This is a genomic window from Thermobaculum terrenum ATCC BAA-798, from assembly GCF_000025005.1.
Taxonomy (GTDB): Bacteria; Chloroflexota; Chloroflexia; order Thermobaculales; family Thermobaculaceae; genus Thermobaculum; species Thermobaculum terrenum.
The window spans coordinates 860,962-880,830 of the sequence record NC_013525.1; the positions used below are offsets into that span (position 1 = coordinate 860,962).

Genomic DNA, 19,869 nt, shown 5'->3' on the forward strand with positions numbered 1-19,869 from the left:
CGGCTGGCATATAGAATGCAACGCTATAGTGTGCTAGCCGGGGATTATTTTTGGGTAAAGGGAGAGTGTGCATGATTACAGAACTCGAGAAGCCTAATCCTTATGAGATCGCTTGTCGGCAGTTTGATATAGCAGCCGACAAGTTGGGACTAGAAGAGGACCTTAGAAGAGTCCTGAGATCAACCAAGAGGGAGCTCACCGTTCATTTCCCAGTAAAGATGGACAATGGTGAGGTAAAGGTATTTACAGGTTATAGGGTGCATCATAATGTAGCAAGAGGGCCCGCGAAGGGTGGTATACGTTATCACCCTGACGTAACCCTCGACGAAGTCAGGGCTTTGGCCATGTGGATGACTTGGAAATGTGCAGTGGTGCGGTTGCCATACGGTGGGGCAAAGGGGGGTGTGATCTGCGATCCAAAACAAATGTCTCAGAAGGAGTTGGAAGGACTAACAAGACGTTTTACTACAGAGATAAGTATACTTATAGGTCCAGACAGCGATATACCGGCTCCTGATGTGAATACTAACTCCCAAACTATGGCCTGGATCATGGATACTTACAGCATGCATCACGGCTACAGTATCCCAAGTGTGGTTACAGGGAAGCCGGTCAATATAGGTGGATCAGAGGGAAGGTCAGAGGCTACCGGTAGAGGTGTGGTGTACGTCCTTGAGGCTGCAGCTAAGGAGTTGCACATGGATCTATCTAAAGCCAAGGTAGCGGTCCAGGGGTTTGGTAATGCTGGATCTGTGGCCTCAAGTATACTCCATAATCATGGTGCTCGTGTAGTTGCTGTAAGCGACTCTAGAGGGGGTATATATAACCCGTCTGGTCTAAACCCAAATGAGGTGCTTGAGCATAAGATGGTCACAGGCTCAGTAGTTGGATTTAGAGATGCGGAGACTATAACCAACGATGAGTTGTTGACTTTGCCATGTGATGTGCTCATTCCGGCTGCTCTGGAGAACCAGATCACCGAGCGCAATGCTGACCAGATAAGAGCCAGGGTTATCGTAGAGGCTGCTAACGGTCCAACAACTCCCGATGCTGATGAAATTCTGTTTGATAAAGGTGTGCTAGTGATCCCCGATATCCTCGCTAATGCAGGAGGGGTCACTGTGAGCTACTTTGAATGGGTCCAGGATAAGCAGGCATTCTTCTGGTCGGAGCGTGAGATCAACCAGAGACTCAAAGCTATACTGACTTCGAGCTTCTCTGAGGTTTATCAGCTTTCCAATAACCAGAAGACTTCCATGCGAACAGCAGCCTATATGATTGCCGTAGATCGTGTTGCCAAGGCCACTAAACTTAGAGGTATATATCCCTAATAACTTATTGGCTTAGAGCTGCCCTCAGCTCATCTTCGCTTTCTCTGCGTGCCAGGGCTATCACATCATCGCCTGGTGCAAGCTGCGTGTCAGGCGTTGGAATTATAAGCTCTCCATTCCTAATCACCGCACTTAGAGCGACATCTGGGGGCAGCTCCACTTCTCTTAGAGGTTTGTTGATGTAGGGGCTTCTGGGAGAAACCTTTGCTTCTATAATGGCTAGCTCAGCATGTCTCAGGGTCAACAGGTGAGCTATCTCTCTATCAGGCAGGTTTTGCTCTATGTAACTCAGGATGATGTTAGTAACAGATATAGTTGTGTCGATACCAAGCCTCTTGAATATCTCTTCATTCTTTGGGTTGTTGACGCGCGCTATGGTGTGCTTTGCTCCGAACTTCTTCTTAGCTACTTGGCAGATCACTAAGTTGTCCTCATCTTCGCCGGTAGCGGCGATTACCACATCAGCTCTTGCAGCTCCTGCTCTCCTGAGTGTCTCTGCCTCTGCCCCGTCTCCCTGCAGGACAACTGCCCCGAATCGCTCGGTAAAAGTGGCAACTTTGGAAGGATTCTTCTCTATCAAGAGCACTTCGTAGCCTTCGTTGACTAGTGTCTTGGTAAGGTAGTAGCCAACCTTACCACCTCCGACTACTATAATGTACATGTCCTACCCCCTATGAAGCTTGGTTCTCCTTAATTATGCGATCATGAATAATACCCACGATAATTGTGGTTGATGGTATCGTATCTATCCCTAGCTCTCTGTACATATCTGCCCTGATAGGATCGTAGATCCTGGTTATAACATGAGGCACCCTAAATATTTCCTTAGCGATCTGAGATGCCATTATGTTCCTATTGTCCCCGTTCGTAGCTGCGACGAATGCATCTGCCTCTTCTATACCAGCGCTCCTGAGAACGTCTTCATCTATGCCTGTACCCTTAATTGTTTTACCAGTAAAGTTCTCTCCTAACCTTGAGAACTGGCTCTCATTGAGGTCTATGACGGTGACTTCGTGACCTTCCTCATCTAGCTTTCTAGCCAGGGTACTACCGACTCTTCCGCAACCTACTATTATTACCTTCATCTTATAGAAAGTTCCTCCTAACGACCGTAACTAAGCCTTTGGATAAGCCACTCGCTTGATCCTATAGCTCTCATCATCTGTTGGGTCTTTTCTATGTCATATTGCACACGATGAAACTCTATAAGCTCTCGGTCCACATCCAGGATAGCGTAGGCTGCCCTTGGATCACCATCTCGAGGTTGTCCAACACTCCCTGGATTTATGAGCATGCGGTTGCTACCTATCCTGAGAGCGTAGTCGTCTTCAGGTCTACCTGCTATTGGCTCTCCTTCCTTCCTGTGAGCAAAAACCATTTGGATGTGGCTATGTCCAACAAAAATGATCTGCTGTTTCGTGAAGTTAAATGCTTCTTGTGCCTGTTCTGGAGTTAGTATGTACTCCCAAATAGGGTCGGATGGAGATCCATGTACCAAGTAGACGTGCTCGTGTTCTAGATGTTCTGGCATCTCTTTAAGGTATTTCATATTGTCGTCTCTGAGCTGCCGTATTGTCCATTGTATAGAGCGTCGAGCATCGCTATTGAATTCTCGCATAGAGATCACGCCAGCCGCAGCCGCATCATGGTTACCCATTACTACCACGTGATCCAGTTCTCTTAGTAAGTCTATGCATTCATTAGGTTGGGGCCCATAGCCAACAACGTCTCCCAAACACCAGTACTGGTCGACATCTCCCATATCCTCAAGCACTGCTTGCAGTGCTACTAGGTTAGCATGTATATCTGATATGATTCCAAACCTCAATACTTTAGGGCTCCTGTAGTAAATACGTGGTTCTGGGCAGTATATATAAGAGAGTAAGTGTTTGCAAATTGAATGGCAAGAACATTGCTACTCACAATCATAAATTCTATTACAAAGAGGGTAAGAAAGTGAGCTTTATAGATAGTATGATTGGTAACTTCCTAAAGGGGATGGATGAAGAACAAAGACGTAGGCTAATACAGAGTGTACAAGAACAAGTACTAGCAAACACTACACCTCAAGAGCGGGAGGCTATACTGAGAGAATTTGCTGAGAATCTGATATCTAGTATTCCTGAAGATGGAAGGGCTAGGCTGCTCGAACATATCATGAATGCTCTCAAAAAGTAGAGCGAAGGAGTAGAAGATGATTTTCAGAAGGAATACCAGCAGAAATAAAGAGATAACAATACGGAGACCTAAGGTCTCCACTCGTACAGTTGCGATAGACCTCCCAGATGAGATTGCGTCTGCAATGAGCCCGGAAAGTCTGGCAAAACTAAGGGAAGAAATTAGGCGTTATGCTCTAGAGCTCTCTGAAAGTGCTAAGGAATCTGCAGATAGATTTAACCGTGAAACACTGCCAGCCCTGACACAAAGAGCGGAACAAGTTGCTGAAGCTCTAAGAACCACTGGGAGAACATCGCTTCAGAAAGGCGCTGCTCTTGCTCAAACTGCATCTGAAGAGATCATACCCTCTGTAAAGAAAGGTGTTGAGAAGAATATTCCCGCGGTAACGGCTTCCATCAAGCAGAAAGCCTCAGAAAGCGCCCAATCCACTGAGGAGATTGCAGAAGAGATTGCTTCCAGAGTGAAACCTTATACATCACAAGCCAAATATGGAGCTGCGCGTGCTGTAGAAAGCACAAAGAGCTTCACTAAAGATTCAATAAGGCTTATATTCTGGCTTACGGTCGCTGCCTGGTTACTGCTGATGATATTTGTCCCAGATAAAGAAAAGAGGAAGGAGCTCTACAATCGAATACTAAGGGTTCTCTAGCCCCTTCCTCTTGTCGTTAACTATTTACGTTGCCCTTCATTGAGCCCTTGCCGCTGCCTTGGCGGTAGGAGCCCCATGGCACTTCTTGTACTTTTTGCCGCTACCGCAGGGGCAAGGGTCATTTCTGCCTACCTTCTTGGACTTACTCCTTCTCATTACGGGCTCTGCATCCTCTTCGCGATTGGTACTCATGGAGCGTACGACGGGTTGAGGCTTCTGAACGATGTTCACCTTGTATATTGAGTTGGCGACTTCATGTTCAACCGTCTGTATGAAGTTCTGGAACAAACTATAGGCTTCGGTCTTGTACTCAACGAGAGGGTCTCTCTGTCCGAATGCTCTAAGCCCGATCCCCTGGCGTAGCTCCTCCATGCTGGTAAGGTAGTCAACCCAGATCATATCTATAGCTCTCAAGAGGACCATGCGCTCTAGGAATCGCATGTTGTCCTCTCCTACTTCTTGCTCTCGTTTATGATAAGCTTCATCAGCTAGTTCGTACAGGAAGTCCTCAATCTGCTGTGGAGTAAGTCCCTGGATGGATTCTGGGACTACATCTTCTGGCAACGGGAATATGGAAGCAACTGCCCTAAGCAGTCCTTGTAAGTTCCATTCATCGGGTTCCTGATCGGAGGTATAGTCCTCTACCAAGCGCTTGATCTCGTTATGGATTATCTCCATGACGCGTTCTCTGGTGTTATCACCTGCCAGTATCCTATCGCGCATGGAGTAGACGGTTTCGCGCTGCTTATTCATGACGTCGTCATACTGGACGACATGTTTACGTATGTCGAAGTTATAGCCTTCGGCCTTGGCTTGAGCAGCCTCGATCTGCTTGGTAACTAGGCTGTTCTCTATCGGCATGCTTTCGTCCACGCCAAGGCGATCCATGATCCCTGCCACTCGGTTGAGTCCGAAGCGCCTCATTATCTCATCTTCCAGGGAGACATAGAAGCGTGAACTTCCAGGATCTCCCTGACGCCCAGATCGCCCTCTAAGCTGATTATCTATTCTGCGAGCTTCATGCCTTTCTGTACCAATTATATGAAGGCCACCCTTGGCAACAACCTCATCATGAGCCTGCTGCCAAAGTGTACGAGCCTCATTCATAATCTCTTCAGGTATATCCTCTTTGGTATTAGGATCAAGCCCGTGCTTGGCAAGCACCTCCTTAAGGTATAGGTCGAGTGTGCCACCTAGTATAATATCTGTACCTCTACCAGCCATATTAGTAGCGATAGTAACTGCGCCTGGTCGGCCAGCTTGAGCTACTATGGCTGCTTCTTTCTCGTGATACTTAGCATTTAATACCTGATGAGGAATGCCCTCACGCTTGAGCAGCTGACTTAGATACTCGCTTTTCTCGATAGAGGTTGTACCGACTAGGACGGGACGACCTATAGAGTACAACTCCTTTATTTCTTTGACTACGGCTTCAAACTTAGCCCTTTCTGTCTTATAGATCCTGTCCGGATGGTCAACCCTTATCATGGGTTTATTGGTAGGGATCTGTACTACTTCCATGTTGTATATCTTGCCGAACTCCTCGGCCTCAGTAGCCGCGGTACCTGTCATGCCGGCAAGCTTCTTGTACATACGGAAGTAGTTCTGGATTGTGATGGTTGCGAGAGTTTGACTCTCCCTCTCTACTCTGAGTCCCTCTTTGGCTTCTATTGCCTGATGGAGTCCTTCGGAATAACGACGACCGTACATAAGGCGGCCAGTGAATTCGTCTACTATGATTACCTGGCCATCGATGACGGTGTAGTCTCTCTCTCTAAGGTAGAGCGCCTTAGCTTTCAATGCATTATCGAGATAGTGGGTTGCCTCAAAGTATCTTGGATCATACAGGGATTCATCTTCAGGAATGTTGAGTATGCGCTCGACTCTTGCGATACCCTCATCTGTAAGGGTTACAGTGCGGTGTTTGAGATCGACAGTATAGTCCCTTCCTTCCTGAAGCTGGTTGGCTATACGAGCAAATCTATAGTAGACCTCTGTATTCTGCTCCGCCTGGCCGCTAATTATTAGAGGTGTTCTAGCTTCGTCGATCAGGATGCTGTCCACCTCATCCACTATTGCATAGTTAAGCTCTCTCTGTACTTTTTGGGAGAGATCCAGCACCATGTTGTCTCGAAGATAATCGAAACCAAATTCGTTATTCGTTCCATATGTGACATCGGCTTCGTAGGCTTCTCTCCGGGGTACAGGCCGAAGCATCTCTAGATCGCCAGAGTAATCGGGGTCAAAGACGTAGGCAGCCTCATGTTGTAAGCAACCTACAGTTAGCCCCAAGTAGTGATACACCTTGCCCATCCACTGAGCATCTCTGCGAGCAAGGTAGTCGTTGACTGTTACTACGTGCACCCCGCGGCCTTCAAGTGCATTGAGATAAGCGGCAAGGGGGGCAACGAAGGTCTTACCCTCTCCGGTCTTCATCTCGGCTACATTGCCTTGATGAAGTACGATACCACCCATTAACTGGACATCAAAATGCCTTACCCCCAAAGTTCTGCGAGTTGCCTCCCTAACCAAGGCAAAGGCTTCAGGCAGGATGGTATCCATGGATTCCCCTCGAGCTATTCTTTCTTTGAACTCGAGGGTTTTAGCAACCATCTCATCCTGAGATAGTTGCTGTACTTGTGGCTCTAGGCTGTTTATCTTTTCTACAATTGGTCTGAATCTCTTTGCAGCTCTCTCAGCAGAGGAGCCAGTAAGCTTGCTTAGTAACCCCAGCAATTTCTACCTCTTTGCAAGTGTTGTAACTAATATTCCTAAACAGTCTACCACTTATGACTACTAGGCTACAATCAAGTCGTAGCATACCACTTTATTTAGACGCTTTGTATTCAACCTAGGTTCTCTATACTAGGAAACAGTTATGATGCTCACTAGATTCCAAGATAAGTAATTGTGGTTGATAAGAATATCATTGGGGAAAATATATACTCAGATACTATTGGCTTTTAGTTGGGTGCATGGTTGGTTACCTTGAAGAAGTTATTAGTTACTTTGCTGCAGTGGAGTAAATAAGGTGGAAGAGATTAGAGAACCAAAAGATCTCCCTTCAGTCGAAGAACTTGTGAAGCATTTGGAGCCCTTGCAGCTTCCTAGACCACTATTGGTGGAAGCTGCAAGATCGAGTATCCAAGAGATGAGAAATCAAATACTCAAACGCCTCCATGCACCAGAAGCTTCATCAAATTCAGAAGGTGAGATCTCATTCCTCAGGTTGGTAGAAAGGGCTAAGCAATTTATTGATATCTGGACCAGGTCTTGGCCCGTAAAGGTAATAAATGCCACTGGTGTATTATTACACACCAATCTCGGACGTGCCCCTTTATCTAAGGCTGCGGTAGAAGCTATGGTGAATGCTGCAGGCTATTGCGATCTTGAGATGGATATAGAAAGTGGCGAACGTGGGCACAGGGATAAACACGTTGCAGACCTGCTAGTAAGGCTGACTGGAGCAGAGGCCGCCACAATAGTTAATAACAACGCAGGAGCACTGTTCCTCACTCTTTCTGCTCTAGCTGCTGGCAGAGAGGTTATAGTTTCCCGAAGTCAATCTGTGGAGATAGGAGGGCGCTTTAGAATTCCTGATGTGATGGCTCAAAGTGGTGCTTTTCTCAAGGAGGTTGGAACTACTAATAGAACTTATGCTTCGGATTATCAGAATGCTATATCAGAGTCCACCGCTGCTCTCCTGGTAGTGCACCGGAGTAACTTTAGATTGATTGGATTTGTGCATGATCCCTCTTTATCTGAAATTGTGGAGATAGGTAGATTGTACAACCTACCAGTGATACATGATCTCGGTAGTGGGGCTTTAGTCGATAGCTCAATGTTTGGGCTGGAACACGAACCTATGGTCCAAGAGAGTGTTTCTGCCGGAGTAGCCCTGACCCTTTTCAGTGGGGATAAACTCTTAGGAGGTCCACAGGCTGGCATGATTGTGGGGAGAGGGGAGTATGTGGCCAGGATCCGTAGTCATCCTCTTTTCAGGGCTTTGCGATGTGATAAAGTGACTCTTGCTGCCATGCACGCTACTTTGATGCACTACCTCCGGGGAGAAGAGCAGCAAGCTGTCCCTGTACTGTGGATGCTAGGTCGAAAACAGGTTGATCTTTACTCTACTGTGCAATCCTGGAAGAGTAGCCTCTTAGATTGCGGGGATGGCTTTGAGGTAAAGGAGTCTGTATCAAAGGTAGGTGGAGGTTCCATCCCAGAGATTCCGATAGCAAGCGTGGCTCTAGTTATAGATCCATCCAGATGGAACCTTTCAGCAGACGAACTTGCTTATAAACTGAGAACTGGTGACCCGGCTGTAGTCGGTGTCGTTGAAGATGATAAAATCTGGCTTGATGCTCGTACAGTAATGCCTGAAGAAGGACCACTCCTGGTACAGGCTGTAAGAAGAAGCCTGTTGCTTCGGGATTAGGTAAGCTCGTCTGGAGAGGGAGATAGTGAAGATATCTTTATTGATAGAAGGCCAGCAAGGCTTAAACTGGCACTACTGGAAAAAGCTTGTACCTGCAATAGACTCTTTGGGTTTTTATGGTCTATATAGATCTGACCACTACGTGGATACGGCTCCTCCTGACAGGGATTCTCTTGAAATGATCACTTCTATTACATGGGCATCGCTCCACACATCCAGTTCTATATTGGGACCGATGGTAGCTCCTGTTTCCTTTAGAGATCCTGTGATGTTGGCACGTCAAGCTCTCGCTTTACATGATTTGAGCCAAGGTAGATTTGTATTAGGTCTTGGCTCGGGTTGGCAGGAACGAGAACATGCAATGTTTGGTTATGAACTAGGTACTGTCAAGCAGCGCATGGACCGACTGGAAGAATCATTGCAGGTAGTGCGATTGCTGCTTGACAATCCCAATTATAAAGTTAGCTACACTGGCCAGTACTACCACCTCGACGGTGCTCTATTACTACCTAGGGGCTATAAGGGAGGTAGACCGAAGCTTCTAGTAGGTGGATCAGGTCGAAGAAGGGTGCTTCCCCTGGTTGCGAAGTATGCCGACATATGGAACTCGCTGAGGGTATCTCCTGAGCAATTTCGTGATCTCTCTGCTTATCTCAATGAGTTGTGTATTAGTGCTGGACGTGATCCTGATGAGGTACATAGGTCATTATTTACCTCGGTGTTCCTTGCCCAGGGGAATGGACATTTAGACGAAGTGTTGCGTGAGGCGGCTAACTATTATAGAGTAAACACCAACAACCTCTCAGAGATCGCTGAATATCTTGGTAATCGCAACGCTATCTGGGGAACGCCAGACATGGTGATTGACCAGATGCAACTCTATCGGGATGCTGGTGTGCAGGAGCTAGTGCTTCGTTGGATAGCTTGGGATGATCTTGAGAGACTCGAAGCATTAGCTGATGTAGCCCACCAAATGGCTACTAAATAATAAACTGGAGGAGAAGCTATGCAGGATAATGTACTCACTGATTGCCTTCGCGTTGGAGTTGTGGGTAGCGGATTTGTTGCTAGGTTTCATCTTAATGCGTTCGAGTTCGTGCGCAATGTACGCATCGCCGGCGTCTATAGCCCGAATCCTGCTCACAGGGAGGATTATGCGCAGCTAGCTAATCAGAAAGGTCTAGGTCCATGCAAAGCGTACGAGTCTTTAGAGTCTATGGTGCAGTCCGATGAGATAGATGCTATATGGCTGCTTTCTCCCAACTTCGCCCGACTGGATCATATGAGGACGATCCACAGATTGGTGAAAGATGGTAAAGCCTCCCTGATGGGAGTGGCCTGCGAAAAGCCTCTTGCCCGTACGCTGGCAGAGGGCAGAGAGATGTTGGCCATGGTTCAAGATGCAAACCTAAACCATGGTTACCTAGAAAATCAGCTCTTCTCCACTCCGGTACAGCGAGGAAGGGACATTATTTGGCGGCGGGCAGTTCCTAACACTGGTAGACCTTATCTGGCAAGAGCCGCGGAAGAGCATAGTGGTCCACATATGCCTTGGTTCTGGAGACCTGATCTTCAGGGGGGAGGAGTGCTGCTGGATATGATGTGTCATAGTGTTGAGGTTGCTAGGTTCTTGCTAACAGAACCTGGAAAACCTCGTAATTCTCTCAAATTGATGAGCGCGACTGGTACGGTAGCCAATCTGAAGTGGACTCGCCCAGAATACATTCAGAAGCTTATACAGAACATGGGCCCGGAGGTCGACTATTCAAAAAGGCCGGCTGAGGACTTTGCTAGGGGTATATTACACTTTCAAGATGAGTCTGGTAATGACCTTATAGTTGAGGCCACTACGTCCTGGGCTTACGTCGGTCCAGGTTTGCGGCTAACTTTGGAATTGCTAGGCCCAGAGTACTCGATGGAGATAAACAGCTTGAACACCTCCTTGAAAGTGTTCCTGTCCAGGGAGGTACGAGGCGAGTCTGGGGAAGATCTGGTAGAGAAACAGAATGCTGAACAAGGGCTCATGCCAGTAGTAGAAGACGAGGCTGCGGTCTACGGTTATACATTGGAAGATCGACATATGGTTGAATCTTTCAGGCGAGGCATAAGACCCCTGGAAACTTTTGAGGATGGTGTAGCTGTGCTGGAGATGCTTATGGGTCTTTACTTGTCCGCTGAGACTAAGAGCACGGTGGAATTTCCGGATGCGCGTTTGGAGAATTTCGTTCCCAGCGTAGCCAGAGTAGGCTAAAGTTATCTGTAAGCCTGGATATTCTAATCTTGAGCCTGAATGGAAATGGACTGAGCTGGGATACTGACAACAGGGTATCCCAGCTCATTATTATCTATTTCGTATATTCCTTTATTCTTTCTATAAAGGGGATAAGGGAAAAATTATATAGAATTTCTGCTGTTTCTGGACTGAATCCCAATTGCTAGAGGTGTTTTAGTGACTACTCTGAGTTGGAAGGATATACCGCATAGCAGTTTCGAATTCGAGCCTGAGTTACTCAATCTTAGGTGGTGCTTTCTATCTGGTCAAGCATTCAGATGGAAGGAAGACCCTAATGGTTGGTGGATAGGTATAGTTAGGGATTCCGTTCTGCGAATCCGTATGGATGGTTCTACTGTTACCTGGGCAGCGTATCCTAAACTCCCATGGAGCGATTTCTGGGAAAGCTATCTCAGGTTAGATTTCGACTTGGCTGCCCTGTATCGAGACTATGAAGGCTTCGACCAGTTCGTAGCTTACTCCTTCAGCAGATGGAGAGGGCTACGTGTCCTGTCACAAGACCCATTGGAAACCATTACTTGCTTCTTGTGCACGACGGCTAACTCTATTCCTAGAATAACGAGAGCTATTAGTTGTATGAGCACTCTTTATGGTCAACATATAGCAACTATAGATGGCATCGATTATTACACCCTTCCCAAGCCTGAGGCCCTAGTGGAGGAAATAGCTCCAGTGCTCGATAAAAGATGTGGCCTTGGGTTCAGAGCTAATAACCTGGTGAGAGCTATGCAGGACCTGAGATCCAAGCCTACGGATTGGCCCCAGTCTCTTATTAATATGCCATACCCTCAAGCAAGGGCAGAATTAATGACAATTAGGGGCATCGGTAGGAAGGTAGCTGATTGTGTAGCTCTGTTTGCTCTTCGAAAAGATGAGGCTGTGCCAGTTGATACCCATGTTTGGCAGATAGCTTTAGAGCTTTACCTAAGGGAAATAAAGACTAAGTCACTTACTACCAAGGTATATGAAACCATAGCTGAGCACTTTAGATCGCTCTTCAGGGACAGAGCTGGATGGGTGCAGCAATACCTTTTCTTTTCCCATCTAAACAGGCATAGATATGACTCTACGCTCTAGGAAGCTATTCATCGAGATGCTTGAATGAACGTGTTGTGGTCCACAGTATGGAACCATCTTCTGCCTGCTGTGAGCGTACAAGTAATATCTCGTTAGACTCCCACTGCTCATTCGGATCGTAATCCTCAAACTCCTTCATCAGGCACTCAAGTTGCTCTTCAGACATCCCTTCAGCTATCGTGATATGTGGTACCCAATTGTCCATCTGGTGGTCGGCAGCGTATGGCAAAACCTCGTTTACCCCATCAAGTGCCTCTACCACAGCCTTGTGTAGTTCAAGTAACTCTGGAGTTCTCTCTACATGGACGTATAGCACGTTCTTCCCAGTTCCCTTGAAAGTGCCAAGCCCTTTGGCGGTCACCTTAACTGGTAGCTTTTCACGTGCTACCTGTTCCAAGGGCTCAATTAGCGATCGGGCATCCTGACAGGTGAATGGCACCCTCAGGGTTATATGAGGAAATATCACCTTGTTAGCGTTGGGACAGTACCTCTGTCTTCTACCAGCTATCTCTTCTGCGAATTCCTCGGGAAGCCCAAGGACAACGCCATACAATGGTGGTGACTGAGGTGTTTCCTGTCGATACTCCTCAACAGATAGCATATATTCCTCGTTTAGGTCTCCAACAGTGCCTTCAAGTATACTCATTCCTGATAATATAACATAACTTTTATCGGAGGGTTATTCCATGAGGACTACAAATAGAGTGGTCCCTCATATTTGTGTTGTGCATTGTTGAGCTATAGGTTGTACAATGAATCATAATTACTAATAGTAAGCATTATCTGTAGTTGACTTATGGACTTTAGTGTGATATACACTTTTGCGTTATTGACTTGATCTTTACAGAAATATGGAGGACTGATGCCCCTTCTAGAAGTAGAGGATCTACGTACATATTTTTATACGCCTGATGGCGTGGTCAAAGCCGTTGACGGAGTTAGTCTGTATCTCAACGAGGGTGAAACTCTAGGGATAGTAGGTGAGAGCGGTAGCGGTAAAAGCGTTATGGCGCTTACGATTATGGGTCTTATTCCGCAACCGCCAGGAAAGATAGTTAGTGGCAAGGTTATTTTTGACGGCAGGGATCTCACTAAGCTTGATGAAAGCGAACTGCGAAGGATCCGTGGGAAAGAGATAGGGATGATATTTCAAGATCCCATGACGTCTCTAAACCCTGTACTTACTATAGGCAAACAGCTGACCGAGACTTTGGAAGAGCACCTTAATATGCCCACTGGCAAAGCCAGAGAGAGGGCTGTAGAGCTCCTAAGGCTTGTGGGCATTCCTAATCCCAAGGAAAGGCTTGGTCAGTACCCGCACCAATTCTCTGGTGGCCAACGCCAAAGAATTATGATTGCTATGGCCTTGGCCTGTAATCCTAAGCTGCTTATAGCTGACGAGCCTACTACTGCCTTGGATGTTACCATCCAGGCTCAGATACTAGAGCTTATAAAGAACCTACAGCAAGAATTTGGAATGGCAGTTATGATCATCACCCACGCGATGGGTGTTGTTGCGGGCATGGCAGATCGTGTCAACGTGATGTATGCTGGACACGTCTATGAGAGCGCCTATACCGATGATCTTTTTGAGAATCCCCGCAATCCTTATACATTAGGACTGCTAAGATCAATTCCAAGGCTCGATGAGGAACGTAAGACCAGGCTTGATCCTATTAGAGGCACTCCTCCTGACTTGATCAATCTCGGACCTGGCTGTCCGTTCCAGCCGAGATGTGACTTTGCAATAGATATCTGTTCTCAGAAGTTTCCTCCATATAGAGAGGTTGGGAGCGACCATTATACCCTATGCTGGGTTGATGTAAAGCGTGAAGGAGCATAGCATGGCGAATGAGAGGGTAAATCAATCGAATGGGTCTACTGGCAGCAATGCATCCAAGGATGTATTGCTGCAGGTGAGAAACCTTGTAATGCATTTCCCTATCACTAAAGGGGTTCTGTTCCAGAAAAAGGTAGGAGCAGTACAGGCAGTTGATAATATTAGCTTTGATATCTATCGAGGTGAGACATTAGGCCTGGTTGGAGAGTCTGGCTGTGGTAAGAGCACGGCTGGCAGGGCTATACTACAACTTTATAAGCCCACTTCAGGCCAAGTTATATTTGAAGGGAGGGACCTTACTAAGCTTCCCCCTGAGGAAATGCGGCGCATGCGGCGCCACCTACAGATTATATTCCAGGACCCATACGCCTCTCTTAATCCCAGAATGACGGTTGAAAATATCATTGGAGAACCTCTCTTAGTCCACGGCATTGTCAAAGATAAGAAGGAGCTGCGAGAGCAGGTACAAGAATTGCTGCAGTTAGTAGGTCTCAATCCATACTTCGCTAATCGTTATCCTCATGAGTTCTCTGGTGGTCAACGCCAAAGGATAGGTATTGCTAGGGCACTTGCACTTCGACCTAGTTTCATAGTTGCGGATGAGCCAGTATCCGCTCTGGATGTCTCCATTCAGGCACAGATTGTGAACCTCATGGAGGACTTGCAAGATAAATTCAAGTTGACATATCTGTTTATCGCTCACGATCTGAGCGTTGTGCGCCATATCTCTGATAGAGTTGCTGTCATGTATCTGGGTAAAATCGTTGAGATAGCGGACAGAGACAGCCTTTATAAAGATCCTCTCCATCCTTATACCAAGGCGCTATTGTCAGCAGTGCCCATACCAGATCCAAAAGTCGAGAAGAAAAGAGAGCGCATAATTCTTACAGGAGATGTTCCAAGCCCTATCAATCCACCCTCAGGATGTAGATTCCACACGCGATGTCCATTCGTTATGGATATATGTCGTGAGAAAGAGCCACCTCTTACAGATCAAGGTGGAGGACACTCTGTAGCTTGTTGGCTATACCCACTTAAGGAAGAGCCTCAACAAAAACAGCCCAATGCTGTTACCTCCCAATCTAGCTCCTAAAATCCTATCGTGTACAATACTTATAAATCTATGTAATAAGGGCGAAAAATGCCTTTCGAGATAGGTGATGTCAGAATATTACTTATAAGACTGGCAATAATGGTTGTCGCGATCTCTATACATGAATTCGCGCACGCTATTACTGCCGACGCTCTGGGAGACTCTACTGCTCGCAGGTATGGCAGAGTTACCCTTAACCCTATCTCCCACTTTGATCCTCTGGGCTTTCTAATGCTGATATTTCTAGTCGTTTTTGGTTTTGGATTTGCCTGGGGCCGACCGGTTCCAGTCAACCCTTATGCCTTGAGGGGAGGCAGAAGGGGAATGGCGTTGGTAGCTTTCGCTGGTCCACTCTCCAATTTGGTCCAGGCTGCGGTGGCAGTAGCCATCTGGCGTGCTATGGGGACGCCGCATCCTGGAGATAGCATGCTACCTATGATCCTGTGGACTTTCGCCTATCTCAATGTTTTACTGGCAGCGTTCAACATGCTACCAGTGCCCCCGCTGGATGGCTTCAATGTTCTCATGGGGCTAGTTAGCGACTTCTGGGTACAGCGACTCGAGCCTTTGAGGCAGTATGGTCCAGTACTACTATTGCTCCTGATCTTCTTGGGAGGGCGGTTTATATTCGACTATACTGTTATCCCTATGTTTGAGCTGTTTGCTTGGCTAGTTGGACTTAGGGCTTAGATCTTACACTGATGTTGTACAGGGTAAGGCAGTTCATTCAAGCGCTGTTAGCGGGCGCAAAGCATATAGACTACTATTGGGTGTCAGAAGTACTGCCACCAAATCTTTATAAGCTATATCTTGAGATGCCTCGCTATGAACAGGTACATAGCTATAGAGTTGCGCAGGATATAGCAAGATCATCCAATGATCCCTACCTTCTGCAGGCAGCATTGCTACACGATGTAGGTAAGGTGTATGGCAAGCATCGTATGTCCATGCTAGGTAGATGCTTGGCTGTTATTTTGGATAAATTTTCTCCTCGTCTATTGAGGTGCTTGGCGAGGGAGCATTACCCTTTCTGGTCGTTTTATCTTTACATTCACCACCCTGAGATAGGAGCTGATAAAATTTTACGTGCGGGTGGAGACCAACAAGTAGCTTATATTATTAGGAATCATCACACACGAACTCATGATACGGCAATAAGCCTTCTACATAAGGTGGACTCATCTCGTTGATGCTGTCGCAGATAGATTACCATGTAAATTTGGTAACTTTCTCCGGACCACTTGATCTGCTCCTACAGCTTGTTGAGCGAAACCGTTTGCCAGTGACTGAACTCTCCCTAGCTCAGGTTACAGATGATTATCTTGAGAGGGTATCACATCTGGATGTGGCGCCGGAGGAAATGTCCAAGTTCCTGCTTATAGCATCCAGATTGTTGCTAATAAAAAGTCGTGCATTGCTCGAGATACCAACTGATGCAGAAGAAGAAGGGCAGGAAGATCTCGTGAGCCAGCTAGCGCTCTACCAGAGCATCAAACGAGCCTCTTCAGCATTAGAAAGTAGCTTTGGCAGAATAACTTATCCGCAAATGGTCCCCCCGAAAATAGACCTGCCTTTGCCGCCTATAGTGCAACGTCTATCCTCCTCCTTGTTGTTGCATGCTGTTGACAGGCTTGTTCTAAGAAGCACATCGCGCCCCATATCAGGGCCAACCGTTGCTAAATTCAGGTGGCGTCTGAGAGATGCCCTTTCTAAGCTCGAGCAGCTCTTAAAGAGAGACCATACTATAGCGTTCAGCCAAGTTGTTGCTACGGTTCCAAGAGATAGGCAATTTGTGGTAGTTGCCTTCTTGGCTATACTTGATGCGGCAAGAAGAGGACTTGTTGTATTGTCTCAGGATAGACCTTTTGGCACTATCCAGATCAGCAGGAATGGCGAGAACTCCGATGGATAGAGTAAACCAACAGCAAGAAAGTGCTTGTGGGCATGATGTTCAGCTCTTACTTGAGGCAATGCTATTTGCTGCTGGTCGTCCTGTTGCGGTTTCCGAGCTCGCTAGTGTGCTAGATATATCACAAAGCGAAGTTACCTCCCATCTTCTCTCTCTAAGGGAGGTTCTGCGTAATAGGGGGATAAGGCTACAGAACAACGGGTATGAGTGGAGGCTGGTTGCGGCTCCTGAAGCTTCTACTGTAATACAACGTCTGCTTGGTCTAGGCATGCCTCCTAAGCTTAGCTCTGCCGCAATGGAGGCTTTGGCAATTATTGCCTATAAACAACCTATCACTAAGGGACAAATAGACCTTATTAGAGGTGTAGACTCTTCTGGGGTCATCAACAGCTTGCTTACTAGGGGGCTTATAGAGGAGGTTGGTCGGGCCGAAACACCAGGCAGACCTATTTTGTATGGCACCACAGAGATGTTTCTTGAATTATTTGGATTGGAAAGCTTAGATCAGCTACCCAAGCTAGAGGATGCAAGACATTCTATCGACAAGCTGGTCAGTCGGGAAGACGTTGTACTTTGATTGTAGACTCTTTAATGTAGTCTTTATCTATTTCTACCCCTGTACCAGGTCCCTCTGGAAGCAGTAATTTACCGGTATCACTAATTTCGAAGTTAGGATAGGCTACATCTCTTTCAAAGTAGTTGGTACTCGCTGACATATCTGAAGGTAGAGTTATACCAGGTAATGTACAGAGTGCCAAGCTAGTAGCTCTACCGATATTTGTCTCAAACATCCCCCCCACCCAGAGCGGAAAACCCAAAGAATAACATAATCTGTGTATCTCAAGGCTCTCCCTTAGTCCCCCTACTCTGCCGGGCTTAAGGTTAATTGCGTCGCAGATGTGGAGCTCTATCAAGGATCTTGCACTCTCAAAGTCAACTACGCTTTCGTCCAAGCAGACAGGAGTTGCCAGAGATTCTGCTAGCTCTCTATGGTTCACAAGATCTGTGGGGGCAAAGGGTTGTTCGATCATCTCTAGCCCGAATTCTTCCAAATGCTTTAGGGTATCAATTTGATCTCTAGTGTAGGCACCATTAGCATCTACTGAGAGCGGTAATCTAGGGAATTCATCTCTTACTCTGCGTACATAGTCTAAGTCTTTTCCAGGTTCTATCTTGATCTTGAACCACTTATATCCTTCCTGTAGCCTCTTATTTATTTCATCACAGAGCTCTCCAGCGGTCTTATATAAGCCTAGGCTTATTCCTGCTCGTACTTCCCTGGTAGTTCCACCAATGTAGCTATAAAGAGGGGTAGAGTTAGTTCTACACCAAGCATCCCAGATCGCCGACTCTAGGGCATGTTTTGCCATTTGGTTGCCTCTTACTCTTGGGAAAAGCATTTCTTCTTTGGGATCCGAAATGACTTTTCCTATACAGTCAGGAGCAAGTATATCGACTAACGTTGACCAGGCAGAGCTGACAGTCTCGGGCCAGTAATAAGGATGTTCCATGGCCACACACTCTCCCCAGCCTTCTATGTCTCCAGCACGTACCATTACCAGGATTCTGTTGCTGGTTGCACGTTGACCATAACTAGCCCGAAAGCTTCCTCTAACCTGGAGCCTTACTAATCTTATTTCTACACTGTCGATTCTGATCTTCTCTGGCACTCTCTGCTAGCTACTGACGTTCTGAAGTTCTATCTCCCTACCTCTGACCTCTACTAACCTGAGTTGTGCATTTCTGCTGGAAGTCAGCTTCGAAACTATATCTTCTGGCGATGCCGGAGTACGTACCGTAAAGTGAGCTACTCCACCAGCAACTTGCCGGTTCTGGACCTCTATTATATCCGGTAAATCTTCAACTGCCTTCCTGGCCTTTAGCATTGCGGATACAGTGCTTATGCCGTTGATCTTGATCTTCATCACATCTTCGTCTTGTGGCTCTTTGGTCGACTCTGCCACCTGTCCCAAGTTCATAGTTACCTTGGCGACTCTTTCTTCTTGAGACTCCATATCAGGCTCAGCGCTAAGCCTGAGAACATGTTCATGCCCAGGTTCCCCTGCACTTACCACTGAAATGTCTTCTAGCGTGTTCATCAAGTTCTGTACCCTGTCGAGTTGCCGACGCGCAGCGTAAGCTTCTTGAACCTGTGATTCAAGATCTTTTTTGTAATCCTCAAGCAGAGACCCTATCTTTTCTCTCAGCTTTCTCAAGTTATCTTCTAGTAGTGCATTCTTGGAGCTGAGTTGTTGGAGTCTTTCTCTTAGTTCCTGTTTTTCTGCCTCGTGCCTTTTGTTGAGCTCTTCGATCTCTCTTAGGGCTGCGTTCTTGAGAGATTCGATATGTACCTTCACGGAATTTACTGATCGAGAAAACTCTTCCTCAATGCCAGCTGAGGTATTATTCGCCATGGAGAAGTCCTCATTTTTGCTATTCATGTAGTTGGACACCTTAAGCCTCCTAATTATCAGATCAACTCTAATCAAGTCCCTGAGGTTTGCCTAGAAATATCCTCTCCCATCTACGCAGATATTCTGCCCATTTGTTAATTCTTTGTGATATCGATGGAATGTTGCTCTTGTTTAGCATCGACCTCTGCACGAACTTATAGATCGCCTCTGCTAGAGTTACCACCTCTGTTTCTGTCTGTGGTTTGCCACAGGTATAGAATCGTGATATACCGTTCTCTTGTCGAATAGCTATTGGTTCGCCTGGCATGAGCACTATTGTTATGACTCTTGGTAGCTTCATGGCTGTTGAGAATACGTCAGCGCTTCCCCCCAGAATTTCATCATCTATAATGACTGCGCTATATTGGTTCTTGGAAAGGAGCTCCGACGCTTCCGAGGAATCCATAGCTAGGTCACAGGATACATCCTTAGCATGTAACCTGAAGGAAAGTGAGATCGCTAGCTGTTCCGTGCTACTAGCTATCATTATTTTAGGTTTCGTCATGTAATAGCCTCCACTACTTTCCGTAAGCACCAATATACTGATGTTGGTGTTAGGTTACATATTATTGACTCAGCTTGTTTACTAAATCTTGATCTGATTACCT

21 protein-coding genes are annotated in these 19,869 nt (G+C 46.6%); 13 read left to right on the forward strand and 8 right to left on the reverse strand.

Annotated features, from left to right (window positions below; all coding sequences use genetic code 11):
• Positions 1 to 71 precede the first annotated feature (71 nt).
• The gene (locus TTER_RS04050; protein ID WP_012874757.1) at positions 72 to 1,331 is read left to right on the forward strand and encodes a Glu/Leu/Phe/Val family dehydrogenase; all 1,260 of its coding nucleotides are present in this window, start codon (positions 72 to 74) and stop codon (positions 1,329 to 1,331) included.
• Between the two features lie 4 nt (positions 1,332 to 1,335).
• Here TTER_RS04050 and TTER_RS04055 read toward each other — a convergent pair whose 3' ends face one another.
• The 3 genes from TTER_RS04055 to TTER_RS04065 are packed head-to-tail and all read right to left on the reverse strand — an operon-like array spanning position 1,336 to position 3,159.
• Positions 1,336 to 1,992, reverse strand: coding sequence for a potassium channel family protein (locus TTER_RS04055; protein ID WP_012874758.1), 657 nt, complete (start codon positions 1,990 to 1,992; stop codon positions 1,336 to 1,338).
• A 10-nt stretch (positions 1,993 to 2,002) separates the two neighbouring features.
• Positions 2,003 to 2,416, reverse strand: a complete 414-nt coding sequence (locus TTER_RS04060; RefSeq protein ID WP_012874759.1) for a potassium channel family protein — start codon at positions 2,414 to 2,416, stop codon at positions 2,003 to 2,005.
• Between the two features lie 17 nt (positions 2,417 to 2,433).
• Positions 2,434 to 3,159, reverse strand: a complete 726-nt coding sequence (locus TTER_RS04065; protein WP_012874760.1) for a metallophosphoesterase family protein — start codon at positions 3,157 to 3,159, stop codon at positions 2,434 to 2,436.
• 128 nt (positions 3,160 to 3,287) lie between these two features.
• Here TTER_RS04065 and TTER_RS04070 point away from each other — a divergent pair, with 128 nt between their 5' ends.
• Both TTER_RS04070 and TTER_RS04075 read left to right on the forward strand, forming a co-directional pair.
• Positions 3,288 to 3,509, forward strand: coding sequence for a hypothetical protein (locus tag TTER_RS04070; protein ID WP_148211882.1), 222 nt, complete (start codon positions 3,288 to 3,290; stop codon positions 3,507 to 3,509).
• A 16-nt stretch (positions 3,510 to 3,525) separates the two neighbouring features.
• Positions 3,526 to 4,158, forward strand: coding sequence for a hypothetical protein (locus tag TTER_RS04075; RefSeq protein WP_012874762.1), 633 nt, complete (start codon positions 3,526 to 3,528; stop codon positions 4,156 to 4,158).
• Between the two features lie 36 nt (positions 4,159 to 4,194).
• Here the strand turns inward: TTER_RS04075 and secA are convergent, their stop codons facing one another.
• On the reverse strand, positions 4,195 to 6,894 hold the full coding sequence (secA, locus tag TTER_RS04080) for a preprotein translocase subunit SecA (RefSeq protein ID WP_012874763.1): 2,700 nt from the start codon (positions 6,892 to 6,894) through the stop codon (positions 4,195 to 4,197).
• A gap of 295 nt (positions 6,895 to 7,189) precedes the next feature.
• On the opposite strand from secA, the gene selA reads away from it, so the two are divergent.
• The 4 genes from selA (at position 7,190) to TTER_RS04100 (ending at position 11,966) form a co-directional block, all read left to right on the forward strand.
• Complete coding sequence (gene selA / locus TTER_RS04085; RefSeq protein WP_012874764.1) at positions 7,190 to 8,596, forward strand: L-seryl-tRNA(Sec) selenium transferase; 1,407 nt, start codon at positions 7,190 to 7,192, stop codon at positions 8,594 to 8,596.
• 25 nt (positions 8,597 to 8,621) lie between these two features.
• A complete protein-coding gene (locus TTER_RS04090; RefSeq protein ID WP_012874765.1) occupies positions 8,622 to 9,584 on the forward strand; it encodes an LLM class flavin-dependent oxidoreductase in 963 nt (320 codons plus the stop codon).
• A gap of 18 nt (positions 9,585 to 9,602) precedes the next feature.
• Complete coding sequence (locus tag TTER_RS04095; RefSeq protein WP_012874766.1) at positions 9,603 to 10,847, forward strand: Gfo/Idh/MocA family protein; 1,245 nt, start codon at positions 9,603 to 9,605, stop codon at positions 10,845 to 10,847.
• Between the two features lie 198 nt (positions 10,848 to 11,045).
• Entirely contained in the window at positions 11,046 to 11,966 is a 921-nt protein-coding gene (locus TTER_RS04100; protein ID WP_012874767.1) for a DNA glycosylase, read from the forward strand.
• A 4-nt stretch (positions 11,967 to 11,970) separates the two neighbouring features.
• Here the strand turns inward: TTER_RS04100 and TTER_RS04105 are convergent, their stop codons facing one another.
• A complete protein-coding gene (locus tag TTER_RS04105; RefSeq protein WP_012874768.1) occupies positions 11,971 to 12,567 on the reverse strand; it encodes a 2'-5' RNA ligase family protein in 597 nt (198 codons plus the stop codon).
• A 261-nt stretch (positions 12,568 to 12,828) separates the two neighbouring features.
• On the opposite strand from TTER_RS04105, the gene TTER_RS04110 reads away from it, so the two are divergent.
• From TTER_RS04110 to scpB, 6 genes are all read left to right on the forward strand, one after another.
• On the forward strand, positions 12,829 to 13,809 hold the full coding sequence (locus tag TTER_RS04110) for an ABC transporter ATP-binding protein (RefSeq protein WP_012874769.1): 981 nt from the start codon (positions 12,829 to 12,831) through the stop codon (positions 13,807 to 13,809).
• 1 nt (position 13,810) lies between these two features.
• Positions 13,811 to 14,899: an ABC transporter ATP-binding protein gene (locus tag TTER_RS04115; RefSeq protein ID WP_012874770.1), complete on the forward strand. Its 1,089-nt coding sequence runs from the start codon at positions 13,811 to 13,813 to the stop codon at positions 14,897 to 14,899.
• Between the two features lie 48 nt (positions 14,900 to 14,947).
• The gene (locus TTER_RS04120) at positions 14,948 to 15,589 is read left to right on the forward strand and encodes a site-2 protease family protein (protein WP_012874771.1); all 642 of its coding nucleotides are present in this window, start codon (positions 14,948 to 14,950) and stop codon (positions 15,587 to 15,589) included.
• 125 nt (positions 15,590 to 15,714) lie between these two features.
• Complete coding sequence (locus tag TTER_RS16345) at positions 15,715 to 16,089, forward strand: HD domain-containing protein (RefSeq protein ID WP_420894133.1); 375 nt, start codon at positions 15,715 to 15,717, stop codon at positions 16,087 to 16,089.
• Complete coding sequence (locus tag TTER_RS14615; protein WP_012874773.1) at positions 16,089 to 16,811, forward strand: segregation and condensation protein A; 723 nt, start codon at positions 16,089 to 16,091, stop codon at positions 16,809 to 16,811. The genes TTER_RS16345 and TTER_RS14615 overlap by 1 nt, the downstream gene beginning before the upstream one ends.
• Positions 16,804 to 17,385: an SMC-Scp complex subunit ScpB gene (gene scpB, locus TTER_RS04135; RefSeq protein ID WP_012874774.1), complete on the forward strand. Its 582-nt coding sequence runs from the start codon at positions 16,804 to 16,806 to the stop codon at positions 17,383 to 17,385. The genes TTER_RS14615 and scpB overlap by 8 nt, the downstream gene beginning before the upstream one ends.
• Here scpB and menC read toward each other — a convergent pair.
• From menC to TTER_RS04150, 3 genes are read right to left on the reverse strand one after another with little or no spacing between them, the layout of a single operon-like run.
• Positions 17,360 to 18,478: an o-succinylbenzoate synthase gene (gene menC, locus TTER_RS04140; RefSeq protein WP_012874775.1), complete on the reverse strand. Its 1,119-nt coding sequence runs from the start codon at positions 18,476 to 18,478 to the stop codon at positions 17,360 to 17,362. The genes scpB and menC overlap by 26 nt on opposite strands.
• 6 nt (positions 18,479 to 18,484) lie before the next feature.
• The gene (locus tag TTER_RS04145) at positions 18,485 to 19,261 is read right to left on the reverse strand and encodes a hypothetical protein (protein WP_012874776.1); all 777 of its coding nucleotides are present in this window, start codon (positions 19,259 to 19,261) and stop codon (positions 18,485 to 18,487) included.
• A gap of 28 nt (positions 19,262 to 19,289) precedes the next feature.
• A complete protein-coding gene (locus TTER_RS04150) occupies positions 19,290 to 19,766 on the reverse strand; it encodes a hypothetical protein (protein WP_012874777.1) in 477 nt (158 codons plus the stop codon).
• Between the last annotated feature and the right edge of the window lie 103 nt (positions 19,767 to 19,869).